This is a genomic window from Paraburkholderia sp. GAS448 (assembly GCF_050435685.1).
Lineage (GTDB): Bacteria > Pseudomonadota > Gammaproteobacteria > Burkholderiales > Burkholderiaceae > Paraburkholderia.
The window spans coordinates 315855-332386 of record NZ_JBNDKT010000002.1 but is presented as its reverse complement, the minus strand read 5'-3'; the positions used below and the strand labels follow the sequence as shown (position 1 = coordinate 332386).

The 16532-nt window shown below is 57.7% G+C and carries 11 protein-coding genes; 3 read left to right on the top strand and 8 right to left on the bottom strand.

Annotated elements, in window-relative coordinates:
- Positions 1–86: 86 nt before the first annotated feature.
- The 3 genes from P3T23_RS05135 to P3T23_RS05125 form a co-directional block, all read right to left on the bottom strand.
- Positions 87–389 (bottom strand): hypothetical protein, encoded by a 303-nt coding sequence (locus P3T23_RS05135; protein WP_429315102.1) that lies wholly within the window; start codon positions 387–389, stop codon positions 87–89.
- Positions 364–5862 (bottom strand): DUF4011 domain-containing protein, encoded by a 5499-nt coding sequence (locus P3T23_RS05130; RefSeq protein ID WP_429315101.1) that lies wholly within the window; start codon positions 5860–5862, stop codon positions 364–366. The genes P3T23_RS05135 and P3T23_RS05130 overlap by 26 nt, the downstream gene beginning before the upstream one ends.
- Before the next feature lie 142 nt (positions 5863–6004).
- Positions 6005–6667: a hypothetical protein gene (locus tag P3T23_RS05125; protein ID WP_429315100.1), complete on the bottom strand. Its 663-nt coding sequence runs from the start codon at positions 6665–6667 to the stop codon at positions 6005–6007.
- A gap of 263 nt (positions 6668–6930) precedes the next feature.
- Here P3T23_RS05125 and P3T23_RS05120 point away from each other — a divergent pair, with 263 nt between their 5' ends.
- Positions 6931–7170, top strand: coding sequence for a hypothetical protein (locus P3T23_RS05120; protein ID WP_429315099.1), 240 nt, complete (start codon positions 6931–6933; stop codon positions 7168–7170).
- Positions 7171–7255: 85 nt separating this feature from the next.
- Here the strand turns inward: P3T23_RS05120 and P3T23_RS05115 are convergent, their stop codons facing one another.
- The 3 genes from P3T23_RS05115 to P3T23_RS05105 all read right to left on the bottom strand — a co-directional run bounded on the left by P3T23_RS05115 (position 7256) and on the right by P3T23_RS05105 (position 11643).
- Positions 7256–9175, bottom strand: a complete 1920-nt coding sequence (locus P3T23_RS05115) for an ankyrin repeat domain-containing protein (protein ID WP_429315098.1) — start codon at positions 9173–9175, stop codon at positions 7256–7258.
- Between the two features lie 3 nt (positions 9176–9178).
- Positions 9179–9682, bottom strand: coding sequence for a GIY-YIG nuclease family protein (locus P3T23_RS05110; RefSeq protein ID WP_429315097.1), 504 nt, complete (start codon positions 9680–9682; stop codon positions 9179–9181).
- Between the two features lie 512 nt (positions 9683–10194).
- Positions 10195–11643, bottom strand: a complete 1449-nt coding sequence (locus P3T23_RS05105) for a hypothetical protein (protein ID WP_429315096.1) — start codon at positions 11641–11643, stop codon at positions 10195–10197.
- 668 nt (positions 11644–12311) lie between these two features.
- Here P3T23_RS05105 and P3T23_RS05100 point away from each other — a divergent pair.
- Positions 12312–12623: a hypothetical protein gene (locus P3T23_RS05100; RefSeq protein ID WP_172170550.1), complete on the top strand. Its 312-nt coding sequence runs from the start codon at positions 12312–12314 to the stop codon at positions 12621–12623.
- Between the two features lie 53 nt (positions 12624–12676).
- A complete protein-coding gene (locus P3T23_RS05095; RefSeq protein WP_429315095.1) occupies positions 12677–12913 on the top strand; it encodes a hypothetical protein in 237 nt (78 codons plus the stop codon).
- Between the two features lie 70 nt (positions 12914–12983).
- Here P3T23_RS05095 and P3T23_RS05090 read toward each other — a convergent pair whose 3' ends face one another.
- Positions 12984–13904 (bottom strand): H-NS family nucleoid-associated regulatory protein, encoded by a 921-nt coding sequence (locus P3T23_RS05090; RefSeq protein WP_429315094.1) that lies wholly within the window; start codon positions 13902–13904, stop codon positions 12984–12986.
- 961 nt (positions 13905–14865) lie between these two features.
- Positions 14866–15522, bottom strand: a complete 657-nt coding sequence (locus tag P3T23_RS05085) for a DUF429 domain-containing protein (protein ID WP_429315093.1) — start codon at positions 15520–15522, stop codon at positions 14866–14868.
- Positions 15523–16532: the final 1010 nt, after the last annotated feature.

Genomic DNA, 16532 nt, shown 5'->3' with positions numbered 1-16532 from the left:
GCCGGCACTGGCGACCCAAACTGCATTCACGACTCACCCGCTATTCCCGTGGTGTCGGCTCCGGACCGCCTGGCACCGCTGCATGCTCAGTTGCAATTTGTGTTGACGGTATTACCCAAACTGGTGGAGGTCCAGTGGACGCTGGGACCGGTCAGATGGACTGTCTGCGGCTGCCGCGCATTGACCGCCTGCATGTTGTTGGCCCACGCGTCCATGCTGTTGGCGAACTGCTGGCTGGCAAGCCGCTGCTCCTGTACTGGCGCCCATGCCTCGTCCGCTTGAGTACTGCCACTCGCGCGACTAGGCGAGAGAATGGCAACGATTCCGAAAGCCGAATAGCGCGCGCTCCAGCTTTCGGACACTTTATGCCGCAGCGTCGTTTCGGTCACGCTTAACCTCATGGATGATAAGGGCCTGCGTTGGCATTGCGGGGACGCGCAGTACGACCGTCTCACCCGCAGTCGCACCGATAAGCGTTTGTGCCAGCGGGGTGTGCTGTGCAATAAAACCTTGGGCAAAGTCTGTCTTGTGCGCTGTAATACGAATCGTCAGTGCCTCGTTCGGCTTGTCGGCTGGGCTGTAAGTCACAAGGTCTCCCACTTCAATCTCGAAGTCGTCTGCGTCGTCGACGTCATCAAGGATAGGTAGGCTGGGAGTCTGTACTGGGCTGACCGTTGCGGCGTTTGGCAGTGATGCAGCAGCGACGCGCGGAGACTCTTCCGGAGCCTGCCGGAACTCCACAGGCACTTCGACATGCCGCAACGATTCGAGAAACGCGACCAGCTTCTCGGCTTCGACCCGCGGCGACCTGAACCACGAGGTGCTCCAGATGCGATAGATTTTCCCGTGCCAGCCAAGACTCTCCAGAATCTCCTGGCGGATGCGGTCCCGGTCGCGCACCGAGACTCCCGTGTGATAGCTGGCGCCGTCGCACTCCACCGCCGCGAGATATGTCGAAGGATAGTCCGGGTGCCGCACTGCGATATCAATGCGGAAGCCTGCAACGCCGAGTTGCGGCGTTACCTCATATCCCTTGCTCTTCAGAAAATCGATGACCGCCACCTCGAAGTCACTATCCGGCTCGAGCCCCGTATCCACCTCAGTCGTCAAAACGCCGTTGCGGGCGTAGGTAAGGTAGTTCCGAAGCGCCTTCGTGCCCGCCGGTGTCTTTTCGTCCGACACGATGTCTTCGGGTTGCATCGAGCTAAACACAGCCACCGACTTCCGCGCGCGGGTGAACAGGACGTTCAATCGACGCCAGCCGCCTTCCCGGCTAATCGGACCGAAGTTCTGCCGGACCACGGAAGTGTTTCTCGGCTTACCAAACGTGGTCGAAATGATGATGCGGTCACGCTCGTCACCTTGGACGTTTTCCAGGTTCTTTACGAAGAGTTCCATGCCTCGCGACACCCATTCCTTCTTGTACTCGTCAGCCTTGGGCATCTGACGAATGCGCTCTGTGAGCAGTTCGTCGATGAGGTCACGTTGTTTGACGTTCAGCGTCACAACCCCCAACGAATCTTCGGGGCGGGTCAGGATATGGTCGACGACAGCGTCTACTACGCGCGCCGCCTCCACCTGATTCATCTGGTTTTCGTAGACGCCGTCGGAGACATAGTGGTAACGCAAGCCCAGCGCTTTGCCGTTGGGATAAGGCGACGGGAACACCACCAGGTTTCCACGGTAGAACTCCGCGTTCGAGAAAGCGATAAGCGACTCGTGCCGCGACCGGTAGTGGAATTTCAGCGTGCGCACTGGCCGGAAGTGACCAATCATCACGTCGAGGATGGACTCTGCATCGACAGCAGCAATCTGCGCCGAACCATCGTCGTCAGGCGTTTGGCCCATACGGGAAAAGAACGTCGTCGGCGGCAATTGCTTCGGGTCTCCAACAACAATAAGTTGCGTGCCGCGCGCGATAGCTCCAATCGCTTCCTCTGGTTTCAGCTGGGAGGCCTCGTCCATCAAGATGAGGTCAAAACTGATGGTGCCAGGTTTTAGAAACTGCGCGACGGCCTGCGGTCCCATCATGAAGCAGGGCTTCAACGCCTGTATGGCACGCCCGGCCTTCTGGAGCATCTTTCGAACCGGAACTCGCGGGCGGCTTTGGGGTATCAGGTAGCGCAGGAGCTCCATCTCGGTCTTGTCATCCACCCGCGCGCCTGCGTTACCCGCTGGCGGAGCCGAATGCGTCCGGCAGCGTGCTGCCACCTGTTGTCCTCGCAAGCGGATAAGCTCCCGGTCCAGGTCACCGAATTCCTTGCGAACCGTCGAATGGCGGGTACCACTGAAGCGACTGAGCTCGGGATACTCACGAAACAGCGTGTGCGCGATAGAGGCGTAGAACCGGTATCCGAATACTTGCGTAAGATGCGCAGGCGGAACTCGCGAAGCCTCCATGAGCTCGACGAACGGAATCAACTCTTTCGCCTTGATGTCTGCACGTAGCTGGAAGTACTGGACCCAAGGCAGCAACTCGTCGAACGCTTCCAGAGCACTCGTCGCTCGCGCGGATAGTTCCGTCGCGTACTGCAGGGGGTCGCCCGCCTCCCCGCCTGCCCACTCGACCAGATTGAAAGCCCCGAGGGCAGCCATTTGCTCAGAAAAAATATCCAGCGCAGTCCACCCCGCTTGAATTGCGCGAGTGAGGCCGGACAGCCGGACGTAGTTCTCCGCGCTTGCGGCTGCAAGCAGCACAGACTCAACGCTCTCAGGCAGGCGCGCCTGCTTGACGAGGCGACCGTAGGTAAGCGCGCCAAACAGCGGCTCCAGGTCGGTGTAAGCGCCACGCAGATGCTCTGCCAGAAGGTTGCGCGCGTGCTCATCGCGTGAAAGCGCCTGACGCAGACCTTCCAGCTTGTGAGCGGCCCGGACCGAGGCTACCGCGTTTTCCATCGCGATATCGGGAGAAAGCTTCCCCCCGAAAAACGTACCGACCTTTTCCATGTCAGCCGCGATGACCGAGGCGAGGGAGATTCGCTCGGCGGCAAACGAGGATTGCTGGAACTGCATCAATGACAGCGACGTATGTGGCAGCACCGTGCCCATCAGTTCGTCGAGGCTTGCGATGTTCTTCAGAGCCGTACTAGCCTTATCTTTGACGACCCGAAGCGCCGCAATCTGGGAGACGTCGATAGTAAGGGCGTCGAACAGCCGTGGCTCCACATCGGCAAGCTTGAGGGTTCGCTGCGCGTCAATCAGCCATTCGGAGGTCAGCGCCAGCTCTTCGAAGGGCGTGTTGGCGGCCAGATAGAATGGGCCCGCCAGTCGCGTGACAACTTCGTTGGTTGACCAGGCGACCTGGTGGTTCTGGTACTTGCGCAGCGCTTCAAGTTCGGCAAGCCGTGCCGCGCTGGTGAGCTTCTGCTTTTTTGCTCTGCAAAGGCGCTCATGCACTGCGAGAGCCTTTCGCCAGGGACTCTGTGCCCACCGATACCAGGTCGGCCCCTCTCGAAGCGTATCGATAGCCTGTTTCAGGGTGGCATCATCAGGAACCGTATCAAGGTACAGCTTCGCATCGAGTGCCTCGCGCGCCGCCTCAAGCTCAGCGAACGTGACGGCAGCCGCCCGCAATGTCGCGGCTGCGTTGGGCTCCAGCAGCGAAGGATGTCTGAAACGGAACTGAGAGTCGGTCGCAGATTCTGCTACCGTAAGCATGGCGGATAGCTTGGCGAATCCTTCCTTCGAGAAAGGCACCTCTATTTTCGCGATGTGAAATAGCGCGGCGAGTTCTTTCAATCCGTGCTCGGCCTGAGCGACGCGTGCACGGATGAGCGCCGGCGTGGTGAGGAACTCGCGAAGCCTCGTCTGGCTCACTTCCCAGTAGTCGAGAAGCTTGATGTGCTCATGTAACGTCTCTATATCTGCGTCACCCGGCGGCGTGGTAGCGGTCCAGTTGCTAGCGCCTGCCTGCGATTGCAAGGCCATCTCGGCAAGGCGCATGTGAATCTGATTTAGTGTCTGCTCGGCCGTTTCGCCGTAGGGGTCATCCTTCGTGAAGATTCGAGGCAGCGCGCCATAGGCGACGTCATCGGGGGAGCCCGGGGCGATGGCGGCTAGACTCGACAACAACGTTGCAGCATTGCTACCAGACTCGCTGACCGGAGTTCCTGTGCCGAGGAACGTCGACGCGTCGGACAACGCCTGGGCGAAAGTCTCACAGTCCTGAATGTGTCGTGTGAGCAATCGCTCGAGTCGCACTTCATCGCCCGGTTGCAGGACCTCCGGATAGAAGCCCCACCAGGGATGGTCCGGCTTGCGGCCGTCGACCTCTACGAACTGCTTCGCCGCATAGCTCAGGAGGTCGGCGAGCACCTGAAACTCACTCTGTCCCGTCGCGGGCGCACCGTAATAGAGCAGGTCTTCTGCCACTTTCGCGGATGCATCACATTTCTGCCGATAGCGTTCCGCGCGCCACATCACTTGATAAACGGTGAGCCCTTGAACATTGCCGTGGACACCGTTGAGCATGTCCGCGTAGGTCTTGAGCTCAGAGCGTTTCGTCTCAACCGTCTTGACGAGGTCTTCTAGGCCGTCGGGAAGCCGCGGCCTGAAATTGATGCGCGTCTCGAGGTCTTCGAGAACGCGTTTTTTGTTTGTCTTGTTGCTGTGGAGCTCAAGGACGAACGCTTCCAGGCCGGCTTGCTCAAGGCGGGTCTTCACGACTTGAAGCGCGGCCAGCTTTTCGGACATGAAAAGGACGCGCTTGCCCATAAACAGGGCCGTTGCAATCAGATTCGTAATGGTCTGCGATTTGCCCGTGCCGGGAGGTCCTTCGATAACGCCGTGCTTGCCTTCAATAGCGTCAATCAGTGCGGAGTGCTGAGACGAGTCACAGTCGTAGATGACCGGAAGGTTGGCCAGCTTATGGTCGTCGACCGCATAATCGGTCGCATATTGCGCGTCATCGCCGTCCGCATCGGTGCCGCGTCCGCCTTCGAACACCCGCTTTACTACAGGGTGCGTAAGCAGCGAGGACTCCCCTTCCTGGGTAGGCCAGTTTTCCGGGCTTAGTTCCCGGACAAGCAGCATTGTGGCGAACGAAAGCAGCGTTAGCGTCGCCATTCGCTTCACGCTCCAGCGCGGCAGATGGTCAATAGCCTCTTCGACTGCTTCAAGATAGCCGGAAAGGGAAAGCGATTCTTCGTTGAATGCCGGCAATGACAGCCCGAAGTCGCGCTTAACTTTCTCGCGAAGCGAGATGTTCTCTGTCAGTTCCTCGCCTGTATATACGATGCAGTAGACGTCGTATTTGCCTTTAGTCGTGCGCTCCAACCGCACCGGCAAGCTCAATAGTGGCGCGCGATACAACTTGTCGCTGTTTTCGGCTTCAGGGTATTCAAGGAAGCCCAAAACGAGATAAAGCATATTGGCGCCAGTTTCCTCGATTGCCAGTTTGGCTTCGCGCTCAATCTTGCGGCAATGCAGCGCCAGGTCTTCTGCGTAGAAGAGTGCGCGCATTTGCGCCCCCGACGCGGCCGTTGCAGGCAGTTTCATATTGCCTTGCGGCAACTCGTAAGTCGTCGGAATGCCCACAGTTGAGGCATAGTCACGGGCATCGGGGCGAGTGAGCCGCCCACCTTTCGTCACCCATGCAGCGCGCTCAGGTTCCGGAACGCCCGTGAGCGTCACCATCGCCACGTTGGGAGTATCAATTAGCCGGTTGCAGACGACCTCTGGACTGCATTGGACGAATTGCAGCGATTTGCCGGCCGTGGGCTTGAAGTTGAGAAGTCGGTTTCTGCTGGTCAGGTCCAGCAGACGAAGTCGCAACTGATTAAGTGCATCTTTTATTGGGACGTTGCCTGAAAACAAGTTCATCTCGGGAACAGGCACGTCTGTTTCGTTATCGTAGTCGTTCACTTAATACCTCAACGGCAATGTTGCGCTTCCCGTTTATGCAATCTGAATCGCGCAGCGGGATTTCCTTTTTCGGGAAAAACTTCGGAGGCCTTCAAGGCCACAACCTTATGAAGCTGGAAGATACTGCATCTTAACTGAGCGTCTATCGCTCGGGCTCACTTCGTTTTTTTTGCTGTTGCAAGGAGAGAGCGGTCTGCAATGCCAGCGCGAGAGCAGATGGCCCCGCGTCAGAGACTTGACGCGAAGCTTTCTGTTTCTCCGGTTCACCTGAAGCAGGCGCAACAGTGACAGACGCAGGTCGTCGTCGGCGCCCATGTCCGACTGGCGGTGCGGATGTAGTAAACGGAGTACGTTTGCCGTCTTTTGTGACGTGAATGAGGGTCCGCGTCGTCGGGACGACGGGTTCGAGAGCTTGCGCCTTCAGAAATGCGTGCAGGTCCTTAAGTTCATCGGGCATCTCTCCGCGCTCACGTCGCGAGATACGCGCGAGGAGTCCTCCGAATTTTGGCGCCATAAACAGATAGGCCGGAAGGGCGAAAACCACTCGCTCCGGTACGCGTTTGTCATCGAGCGTACGACGAGCGTTGCGGATACGTGCCCCAAACACCGCCGTTAGAGTGGGCTTTCCCTTCGTGATGGCAAGCTGGTGAAAGTCAAGTTCATCCAGAAGCCGTCGTGAAATAAACACCTCGCGGCACTTGGCTAGCAGAGCGCGGCATTCCTCCTCTGAGCCGAAATTCGGTGAAAGTGCGGAAGTTCCCTTGTAGCTCCAGTTGGCTCTCGTGTGGCGGGTTCCCTTGTACATATGCGGCCTGGTCCTTTCCGTTCCCCTTCGTGCTGTGGCAATAGGCGGACTTTTCGTCTGGCAGAGACTTCGAGCCGGCACTGTTACGGTAAACGGCGAAAATTTGCAGGGCATTCGGTAGCCCTTTCCCGACTTTGAAGATGCCACATAGGTCCGATACACGCCGAAGAGCTAGCCGCAATTGCGAACGTAAAGTGCAGACAGCTATCGACGTCAGTAACACCCCTAAACAGGGACGGCGCCGCACTATCCTACGAGCCCAATTGCTTTTCAGCGCCGCCAAACTTATCCCCGATTTTGATTGGCAAATGCTGTTGCTAAATCGTTGGCACGTGGCCCAACGGCTTGATGCCAAAGCAGAAAGCGCCCTTGATGCACTCGCGGCGCACATCGCTGGTTCGGTTTGCGACATCCTTTGTCCCCGCCTTTCCAACAACGCTCTTTTGCCGGCTATCTTCCAGTCTCGCAGTTCAGCACTGGGACGTATTGCGTTCGGGCTGTAAATGTCACGAGCCGACCGTCCAGTCGGCAAGGAACCAAATCACGTCGCGACGCATTTCACCAACTCCGCATTTTGCACGGGTTTGACTAAGGCCGACCGCCTGACTCACGATGCATGCGAAGCATATGTTGGTGAGGTTTGGATTCGGCGGCGTCGGCCGGTGTCATTGGTTCGGCAGGAGTGTCCGGTCCCGCGGGCACCGACACGGGCGGTTGCTCGGGCGGGGCGTCGGATATCGCTCCTGCATGGATGAGCACGCGTGCTATCTCGAGGTGCACCTCTAGCAGAGGGTCCCGTTTGTAAGCCTCCAGCGCTAGGCCCAGAGCCGTCCATCCCAAATGTGTTCTCGCGTCCACGTCGATACCTGAGCGCAGCAGTAGCCGCACGCAAGCGAGTTGCCCGCCCTCTGCCGCGACATGCAGAGCGGTGTAGCCCATTTCGTCGGACGCCTTCATGTCTGCACGCTTTTCGACCAAGAATTGGAGCATATCGCGCTGACCGGCCGCAGCCGCCTCAATCGCGGGCGTGCTTTTCGAGGTGGAACGCGCATTGATGAGGTCAGAGCGAAGCTTCAATTCACGAAACGCCTCGGCGTCACGGCCTGAGCGTAGGGCTCGGAATATAGCGCGAGCCCCCGACGTTTCTTTTTTCTGGTCTGGCTTGACGACGTAGGGCTCTAGGTCAGCAAGCGCGAGCTTCACGGGCGTCGAGAGTAGGTCCCTCATGTCCCACGCACGGTTGACTGATTCTCGCATCAAGTCTATGACATGCTTATCGTCCGGTGTCACACCGGGAAGCAGGGAAATCAGCTTGAAATACGAGCTAGTGGGCAGCCACCAACTCGACTTTGTCGCGCTCACTTCCTGAAGCACTTCAAGGGTGAACGAGGCCTCTTTGGACGCTTCCACGGACCAGAGGGCGCGCTCGAACGAGAATTTTGGATTTTCTGGATATGACGAGAGAACCCCGTCCGACAAGCAGACCGCCGGTTCAAAGTAATGGTGCTGGCCAAGGTCCCAGACAACTTGACCGCATTCGCCGTTATGCATATTGACAATCATGCCGTTGGCGAGAAAGACGGTCGAGTCCTCTCCTTCGAGTTCTAGCTCCTCAATACGCTCGCCGGGAACGGCGAACTGCGCACTGCGCCCAAACTCAAAGCCCTTATCATCCAGCCACGCGTGGTAGTCGGCGAACTGGGCGAGGCGGTAGGCATCTGGGGCAAACCCGTAGTCAGGTAGGCGCGGATTGAGAGCCCACAATATGTGAGCATGCCGCGGAGAGAGGTCGTCACAGTAGTCGCCCATGACGTAATCGAACGGATTCTCGACCGGACGCCCGCAGGTTGCGTATCCGTAGGCGTCGACAAGCCACTGATTCTCAAAAAATTCCGCTTTCGATTGGGCAGCGAAGCCAACCGGAATGCCTAACCTCACTGCGGCAGGCAGTTCGGTCTCCGCGAACCACTCAGTCGACCGATGCCCGAAATCAGGGGTGAAGCAGAACACTAGGTCAATTGCCCTCTCGCTGCACTGTTCAACCGCCGCGCCAAGCTTGGAGTCAAAAATCGTCGCAGACTGGAGCAGGTGTGCACGCTCGAAGAGGGGGGTAATCGTGCATGTATTCGGGTGCCGTGTTCGTCGCGCGGGAACGCGACTCAAGAATTCGACCGTCACACGAAGGCACGGTGCATTGGCGAGCAACGGAATGAACTGGTACCACTTTCCGGAGTCCACGCAGTCAATCCCGCAGCAATCGGCATCGGCGACAACGATGTGGAGCGTGGGCCGCGCGAGCAGGTCCGGGCGAAAACGCCGGAGCCACAGGGCGACCGCGCACGGCGCGGCGAGCACCAAGTGCTGCAGTTCGTTCGGCGCGCCTTTGAGGATGTCCCAAGAGGCATTTCCTTCTAAGCTTCGCCGCAGCAGTCCCCAGGACCTGTGGTCGACTAAGGCGCTCACTGGCGGCAATTCTATCTTCTTCCAGTGGCGGGTGGCCGTAGTCATCGGCTAAATCTCCGTGCTGTGGTCGGTCAGGTGCCATGCGATAACACCTCGGCGCTGAACGGGCTCGTCGTCAGCAGCCTCGAGACTGAGAGGTTCGTCGAGCGTAGGACTCGCCACCGTGCATGAGTCCTTCGGAGGCCAAGGGCCGCGCGCGCGGTCAGTACGTATTCCCTGACTGAGCTGTGCCTCCTGCACGCATTTGGACGGCTCCGATGCGCGAGCGTTGTCCTCCAGTGCGGCTACTGCCTCCCGTAGCGCCGTCGCAGCAATCAACGGAGAGCAACAAAAGAACTCCTTTTCCGCGCGGAATTTGTGCAAGGCTCGTTTTACACGCGACTTGACTAATAACGCGTCTTCAACGTGAATCGAGAACGCCACGTTATAAGAGTGCGGAATGCCTGCGGTGGATAGCTTGTGGGCGCGCGCCTCGGCAGACTCGAAAGTATGGCCGAGTTTGCTGAGGCCCGGAAGAGCCTTATTTGAAAATACGCATACCAAACCGTTCATATCCTCCCCCCGAAGCCTAATTGCATTGGCATTTTTTATAACGCAGTCAATCACGTTCGGACGCTTGGCTGTAGCAGAGGTCAGTCAATCATTTTGCGAGAACGTCAGCACTTCGGTTTGCTCCGATTAGCGGCGCTTGACTTGACAGCTCGATGCTGCATTGTAAGGGTACCACCTTACTGTCTTGCGCAACCACCGAGGAGAAGCTCCGTTGCGTCTGTTCGCCAACATAAACGCTTCGATTGCGGCTGCGGGCCGCTTGAGCGAGTTTGCGTCTTGTCGGAATGATGCATGTCGCGTGAGACCTGACGCCCATCGCGCCTGAAATACTGCATGATTGCTGCCATACCCTACAGCGCGTCGCCTATAGAAGGGCTATGAACTGTGGAGTTGTGCCACGGACCTGTTTTGTGGATGTGCTGGCTATTCAAGACCAGCATTGCCAATGCTCCGTGGCCAAACTCAACCGAACGTCACAGCTCTCTCCGCCAGCACTTCTTGTGCTCAACGCCCTATGAACCGAAACCCTCTTTGAGGATATAAACAATGCTCGCCTTCGTTTCTGCCTCGAGAGCAAACCCTCCATGCTGCCTCGCAGCGGTACGAAGGCCTTCGGGTGCATTGGTGGGTGAGACCGACCAAGCCGTCCGATTCGGCACCGCTGTGAGAAACCGGCGGTCCGTGTCCACAGCAGGAAACTCTGACCCGTTGAATGTGCCCGTATCGTTCAAATATCGCTGCATGCCTAGGAGCGGCATATCCTCAAGCTCATCCTTTTCCAGCACGCCAGCGATGAAGTAGAGTAATGAGCGAACGTACACGTCGTTAACGAGATGGTCTTCTGTCTCGTACGCGTCAGACATTGAGAACATCCTGAAATTTCTGACCGCTTGTTGGTGGCTGCCAAGCATGGTCGCGAACTCGTCATGTCTAATGGCCGGAGCAAGAAAAATCACGTCATATGTGAGATTCGGCAGAATCTTGCTCGCATTTTTTATAAAATTGCTAATGTAGATAGCGCCAGCGCTATGCCCAATAAGCGTCACCTTTTCAAAGGCCTTTCCGGAGGACGCATGGTCACTAAGGGTCTCCAGCAACGTGGTGCCTGCGCGGCTCTCACTTCCAAAAGCGTTTGCCGTCGCATCTTTCATTTGTTTCCAAATGTCGGCGCCGACGGAATTCAGATAGACCGCAGAGAGAATCTCCTCCACTACCGTTGGCTCGGTCCCATGAGTTCTATGATGTGCAATGCGACGTAGGAGGTTGACAACAATTCCAGCGAAATAGTGCCATGTTTTGACGTTGTTCCATGCAGATTCTGATGTGAAACTAACGTCGGCGGGCCCAAACATTTGTTCCAGCGCAGCCTTGTCGGGTAGCACAGCGACATTAGTCTGGAACCCCAACTGAGTTCCCGAGGCGACCTGAAAGACTTCCCGCAACGCGTTCTGAAATTCTGGGTCGCTAGCTATATCGGCTCTGATTTGTTCTTCGAGTCCATCACGCCTGAGGACGTAGCCGGCTGCCTCTTCAGACAACGGATGTTCCGGATGGCTCTTCACCCAATGTGGCAGCCATTTTCTCAACGATTGGAAGAGTTTCTCGCCAGCAATTTGCGTCAGCATCTTTTGTAGCAAGTCGTCTAGCGTTTCGCCGAACCCTGACTCCCAAACGAAGAAGACCGGATAGGTTGCAGCTTCGACGTAGTAGGAGTTTTTGAGGAGAGTCGCATTGTTGGGCCCCGCAGCCCTTGAAGTCAAACCTCCGTGGAAATACAGGACTAGACCGTTTTCAGGCTTTCCATCCACGGCAGCCTGGACGATTCGCTGCACATTTTGACTCGTCGACACCCCGGGTAAGTCCAGTTGACCGTTTGACGACAGGATTACAAAGTTCTTGAGTTCGTCGGCTACAACTCGGACGCCATTCACAGCGTCGTCGTTTGAAATGGAATCTGACATCGCGGGCCTCCTTCTGTTAGTTCTCGATTGCCACAAATATCGCAATATCTGCCGGGGGTATGACGTGGAATTCGCACCAATGCCAACAAGGTGGCTGCTTTCAACAGTCCCCGGCTGGTCAGCCTCGCGAGTACGTAGCACCATTCAATACGGCTCCCGCAACTGCCTGGCACTTGAACCCATTTCTCCTGCAAAGCATCGTCGCTAGGTGCAAGCTTTGCACGTGCTGCGTTGAAGGAAAACTCGATTCGGTGCTCTGCGAACGTATTCGACGGCCACCTACGGAATGTTCGTTACCGCACACTAGAGTGAGAATAAATCGCAATCTGGCGTCATCTCGGCCGTCACTCGAAGCTAATGGACGTGCATCTCGGAGCGATGAGAAGCGTATGTTTGTAGCTGGCGTGCTCGCCTAACGAATGCTTGCGCTTCGCCGCTACGCGACCACTCTGTCATCGGCAACGCACGTACCGTTGACGTGACCGCAGCAGGCGTCGAACTCGTGGGAAGGGCGTTACCGCGCTGAGCGCATCCTGGGCTGCAAAGGAAGCACTCGTAATCCCGCGTTACGAATCTCGCACCGCCGTTTCACATGTGTCCGACATCGCTCCTTACACTCCGAGCCGTAGTCACTGACATTGCACTCGAATGTGCGAGGAGTAGCGAAGATGAACAAGAAGATACTTGGCGCGGCACTTGGTCTGGCGGTTCTGGCGGCATCAACAGCAGCATCGGCACACGTCGACGTCGCCATCGGATTGGGCATCCCCGGAGCCGTGTATGCGCCGGCAGAGCCAGTGTACGCACCGCCACCGCCCGTCGTGTATGCTCCCGCACCTGTCGCCGTCGCGTACGGCGGCGACGACGACTGGCGAGCCCGCGAATGGCGCGAACGTCGCGAGTGGCGTGAACGTGAATGGCGCCGCCAGGAATGGCGTGAGCACGAGTGGCGCGAGCGTCGTGATTGGCGGGGGTATTGAAACGACACCGGAAAGCGCCACATCCGAAAAATCCAACCTCAGAGTATCTTCGAATGAAAGCTAGCCCGATAAGAGTCGCCTTGATTGCAACGACGCTGGCCTTCGTAACGGCAGGCACGGCAAACGCCGCGGGCTGCCTCAAGGGCGCGGTGGTAGGCGGGGTCGCTGGGCATTATGCGGGGCACCACGCTGTCGTTGGTGCGGTCGGTGGCTGCATGGTCGGCAGGCACCTTGCGAAGCAGCACGCTCAACAGCAAGCCGCGCAACGTCAGGCAGCACAGGCGCAATAAAACGTCGTCGGTTTGGTGTACCCGGGGGAACCAGAAAATCGCTGGTCCACCGGGGACCTGACAACTAAGTTTAGGTCGTCAACTCTGCGCCAGACTCGACTGTGGCCTCCGAAGCGGGCACGGCCGCGCTCTTGCGCGGCGCTTTTTCCGCCGGCACCTTCGCGCTGACGGCCTTCTTGTCAGCAGTTTTCTTCACCGTCGGGGCCTTCTTCGCAACAGCCTTCGTGACCGTCGGTTTCGAATCGGCCGCCGAGCCGCTGCCATCAATCAGAAACTTGCTGCGGTCTTTCGCCGAAGCCAACCACACCGGAGCCGGACCGCGTCCGCTCCAAGTCGCGCCAGACTTCGGGTCGCGATACTTAGCCGGCTGCGGACCTTTCGGCTGACCCTTGGTTGAAGTCGCACCAACTGCCTTCGAGACCTTCTTCACCGCAGCCTTCGTCTTGCTCACAACAGCTGCGTTCGTCGCAACAGTTGCTTCAACACCACCTGCAATCAGGAACTTACTCCTGTCTTTGGCTTCGGCAATCCACGCCGGCGCGCGGCCGCGTCCACTCCACGTCGCGCCCGACTTTGGGTCCTGGTACATCGCCGGCTGCGGCCCGCGGACATAATTGCCAGCCGCCTTCGCTTTGCTAACAGAAACCGGTTTCGTTGTCGCCGTACTTCCGTCAACCAGGAATTTGTCTCGGTTCTTCGCGGCGGCAATCCAACTTGGAGCCCGGCCGTGTCCGGTCCAGGTTGCACCACTCTTCGGGTCGCGATACTTGACCGCAGCAGCGCTGCCTTTGCTCATGGTCTTAGCAACTGCCTTCGTGGCGCGCTGCTTGCCGCCAACGTGCGCGTCAATGTCAGCGGTGGTTAGGCCGTGCTTCGCCATCAACTCGCGAATCTTTTCGATGACGCCCGACGATTGCTTTGCAATAAGCGCATCCGCCTGCGCTTGCAGTTTTTTCATCTTGGCCTGCACTGCTTCCAAAGTTGTTGCCATCAGGTGACCTCCGTATGATTGTGGCCGCAATATGCCACGGTCGCGCTAGAAAAGGCTAGCGCATTGACTAAAGCGGCGTATCACCAAAAATCACAACACTGCGTCGCCGCGCTCCATACCCGTCAATGCGGTCCGCTCAAGGCTTGTCCTTGCCGCGAACATTACTTGGTGGTTCCCCGGTACTTCCACCGCTCCTCCTTCGGCGTCGGAAGAGAGCGCCGAATCCAACCGCGACAAGCAAGGCCGTCATCAGGCCGGCGCTCATGCCAGTCGTGCTACGGGATTCACTTTCGCTAGAAGGAGCAGAAGCGGCCGTAGGCGAAGAGGCTTGTGTCTCCACGGGTTTTGGAAGCGTCACGCCCGCGGCACTCCCTTGGCGCACCAGAGACGCTTCCGATGTCGGCAACGCTTGGGAAGCGGGAAGGGCGATTGGTTCCGAAGCAGGTCCGACAGGAGCCATGGCAGTAGCCGAGGCCATAACCGGAGCCACTGCAGCGCGAGAAGTGGTTTCGACAGACTTGGCCATCACCGCCCACCGAACAAATACGCGGTCGATACAGTGGACGTCGGTGCAGGCGCTCCGCGATTGCCTCCACCGGGCGAGTTGTTCGCGCGAGAGCTTCCCACTGCTCAGCAGAGCCCGCTGTTGCGCGAAGATATCGTCGTACTCATTGTTCAGGATGGCGTGGTCGCATATGACGCGCTCAGCCGGTTGTCGCGTGGTTGCACATTGAATATCGCTCGCCCATGCTCCGGTTGAACCCAAAGCTGTCAGTGATAGCAGCAATGCCAGATGTCGTGTCAGATGCACCGCTCCTCCTTGAAGGTGATTGCCGTGATTAAACCGCGGTCGCTTGTGAGCGAATTCAAAATTGGTGCCAGACGTACCCAAGGGACACTTGCCGGTTCGGCCGCGCCAGGCGTGCCAGTTCAATCGCGGGAAGGTGTGACTTGATGTCTTCTACTTTGGCCGCAGGAAGCGTGGGACCACAATGAATCCCCCTGGCTCATCGCCATACACATCGACTCGTCCCTCAAGTAAATAATTCGCCGTCAACGCACACAGCGCCGCATCAACGTCATCGATAGACCTCAGTGACGTTATTTCAACTCCCTCACGTTGGAGGATTTCCCGGCGCTGAGTTCCCTTTTTCTTCGCAGATGCGACTTCCTTCCCAAAGAATGCACAAGTTATTGCGTGGGGAAACGTCTCAAAGCACAGCCGGCCCCCAATTTCTCCACCGTTCTTGAAAAGAGGAAAGTGTGGGGCGAATGCGTCATATACCCTCTCGCCGTTGAACATCCATCCGTAGAATCCGCTTTTACTCGCCATGACCAGTTCACGAGTCGGGGTGGCAAACGAAAAGATTCGTTGCCGTGCAAGCGCTTTCTCAGCTTGCCTTCCGGCCTCGCCAATTCGCCACCGACAGAGTGCATCAATACCGACCACTGGAACCTCAAACTGGAGGCACTTTTCGAGCATATGCTCCGGCGCCTCCTTGCGGAGGTTGCACACAATCTGGGTGCCGCGCAGGATAACCAGATGATTTCCTTTCCGGTCGCCACCTATATCGATTCCGGCTACAGCGCGTTCCGACCGCATAGCGTAATTGCCCATTCAAAAAACTCTCGGCGTTCGCACCGGTGAAACACAAAATAGACCGGTGGGTTTTTGTGGTTGAACGCGATGCGCGCCGTCACATGATTTTCTTCGCATTGCACCCTTCGCGGCGGCCCATCCGATTTGGAGCCGTCTAGCCGCGAGGGCCTCGCGCCGTTTCGAGTTTGAGCAAGCGTTACGTTAATGCTGGGCGGCGTTCAGCAGCATCCAAGTCTGCATTGTCGGTGGCCCCGCAAGAATTCGCGCAAACACTCCGTAGCACCGAACACAACTGTAGTGCTCTTCTAATCGTGCACCCTCCTCTGAGCGGACGCCGTCGAGCATGAGGTCTTGGTGCGGAGGCTCGGCGGCCGACTTCCCGTAGAGCTCAGCACACTGCGCACAAGGTTGAATCCAAAAGTCCATTCGTCAGTTGCCGATAATTGCACGCGCTCCGAGCTGACAGCTTCGGTTACGCGGATAACGATACAGCTCGATTTGCGCACGCCATCGTCGCGGAGCAAAAGTGACGGCAATCATGCCGCCAGTCGATGCTCATAGTACGGTCGGTCCCGCGCCAAACATGCGTACGAACTTGCGATAGTCCGCTTGAATCTGGGCCGAGTAGCGCATAGAAGTCCCCCTGGTTCGTTGATATTACAGCAGGTACCTAGGTCCTTGCCGTGTCATGAGTTGAGGCGCCCCGGAGCTCCGCGACAATTCATGTGAGCGCATACGGGTCTTTGCGCTGGCGACTATTTGTCCCCAGAGGGCGAGCGGATGCTGGGTCCTTATTGCGCGCGCATGGCGACGCTCGGGACGCATATTTTTTGGTTTCACAACCGGCGCAGAAAACGCAGCCCAAAAATGTGCAGCGTCGGAGTTCGACTCTATGTCTGTAACCACATACGCGCATGCACATTAGGGTCATGACCGTCTATAGATATATTTTTATGCGGTCGCTTCGAGCACTGGTAGGCCATTCGGTTGGGGCCCTAACTGAAACAGTCGAGCACTGACGTCTGTCC

What these genes read in the sequence shown, in the direction of transcription:
- P3T23_RS05100 (WP_172170550.1), top strand. Translation starts at nt 12,312, where the DNA reads ATGAACAAGAAGATACTTGGCGCGGCACTTGGTCTGGCGGTTCTGGCG.
- P3T23_RS05095 (WP_429315095.1), top strand. Translation starts at nt 12,677, where the DNA reads ATGAAAGCTAGCCCGATAAGAGTCGCCTTGATTGCAACGACGCTGGCC.
- P3T23_RS05125 (WP_429315100.1), bottom strand. Translation starts at nt 6,667, where the DNA reads ATGTACAAGGGAACCCGCCACACGAGAGCCAACTGGAGCTACAAGGGA.
- P3T23_RS05115 (WP_429315098.1), bottom strand. Translation starts at nt 9,175, where the DNA reads ATGACTACGGCCACCCGCCACTGGAAGAAGATAGAATTGCCGCCAGTG.
- P3T23_RS05090 (WP_429315094.1), bottom strand. Translation starts at nt 13,904, where the DNA reads ATGGCAACAACTTTGGAAGCAGTGCAGGCCAAGATGAAAAAACTGCAA.
- P3T23_RS05105 (WP_429315096.1), bottom strand. Translation starts at nt 11,643, where the DNA reads ATGTCAGATTCCATTTCAAACGACGACGCTGTGAATGGCGTCCGAGTT.
- P3T23_RS05085 (WP_429315093.1), bottom strand. Translation starts at nt 15,522, where the DNA reads ATGGGCAATTACGCTATGCGGTCGGAACGCGCTGTAGCCGGAATCGAT.
- P3T23_RS05110 (WP_429315097.1), bottom strand. Translation starts at nt 9,682, where the DNA reads ATGAACGGTTTGGTATGCGTATTTTCAAATAAGGCTCTTCCGGGCCTC.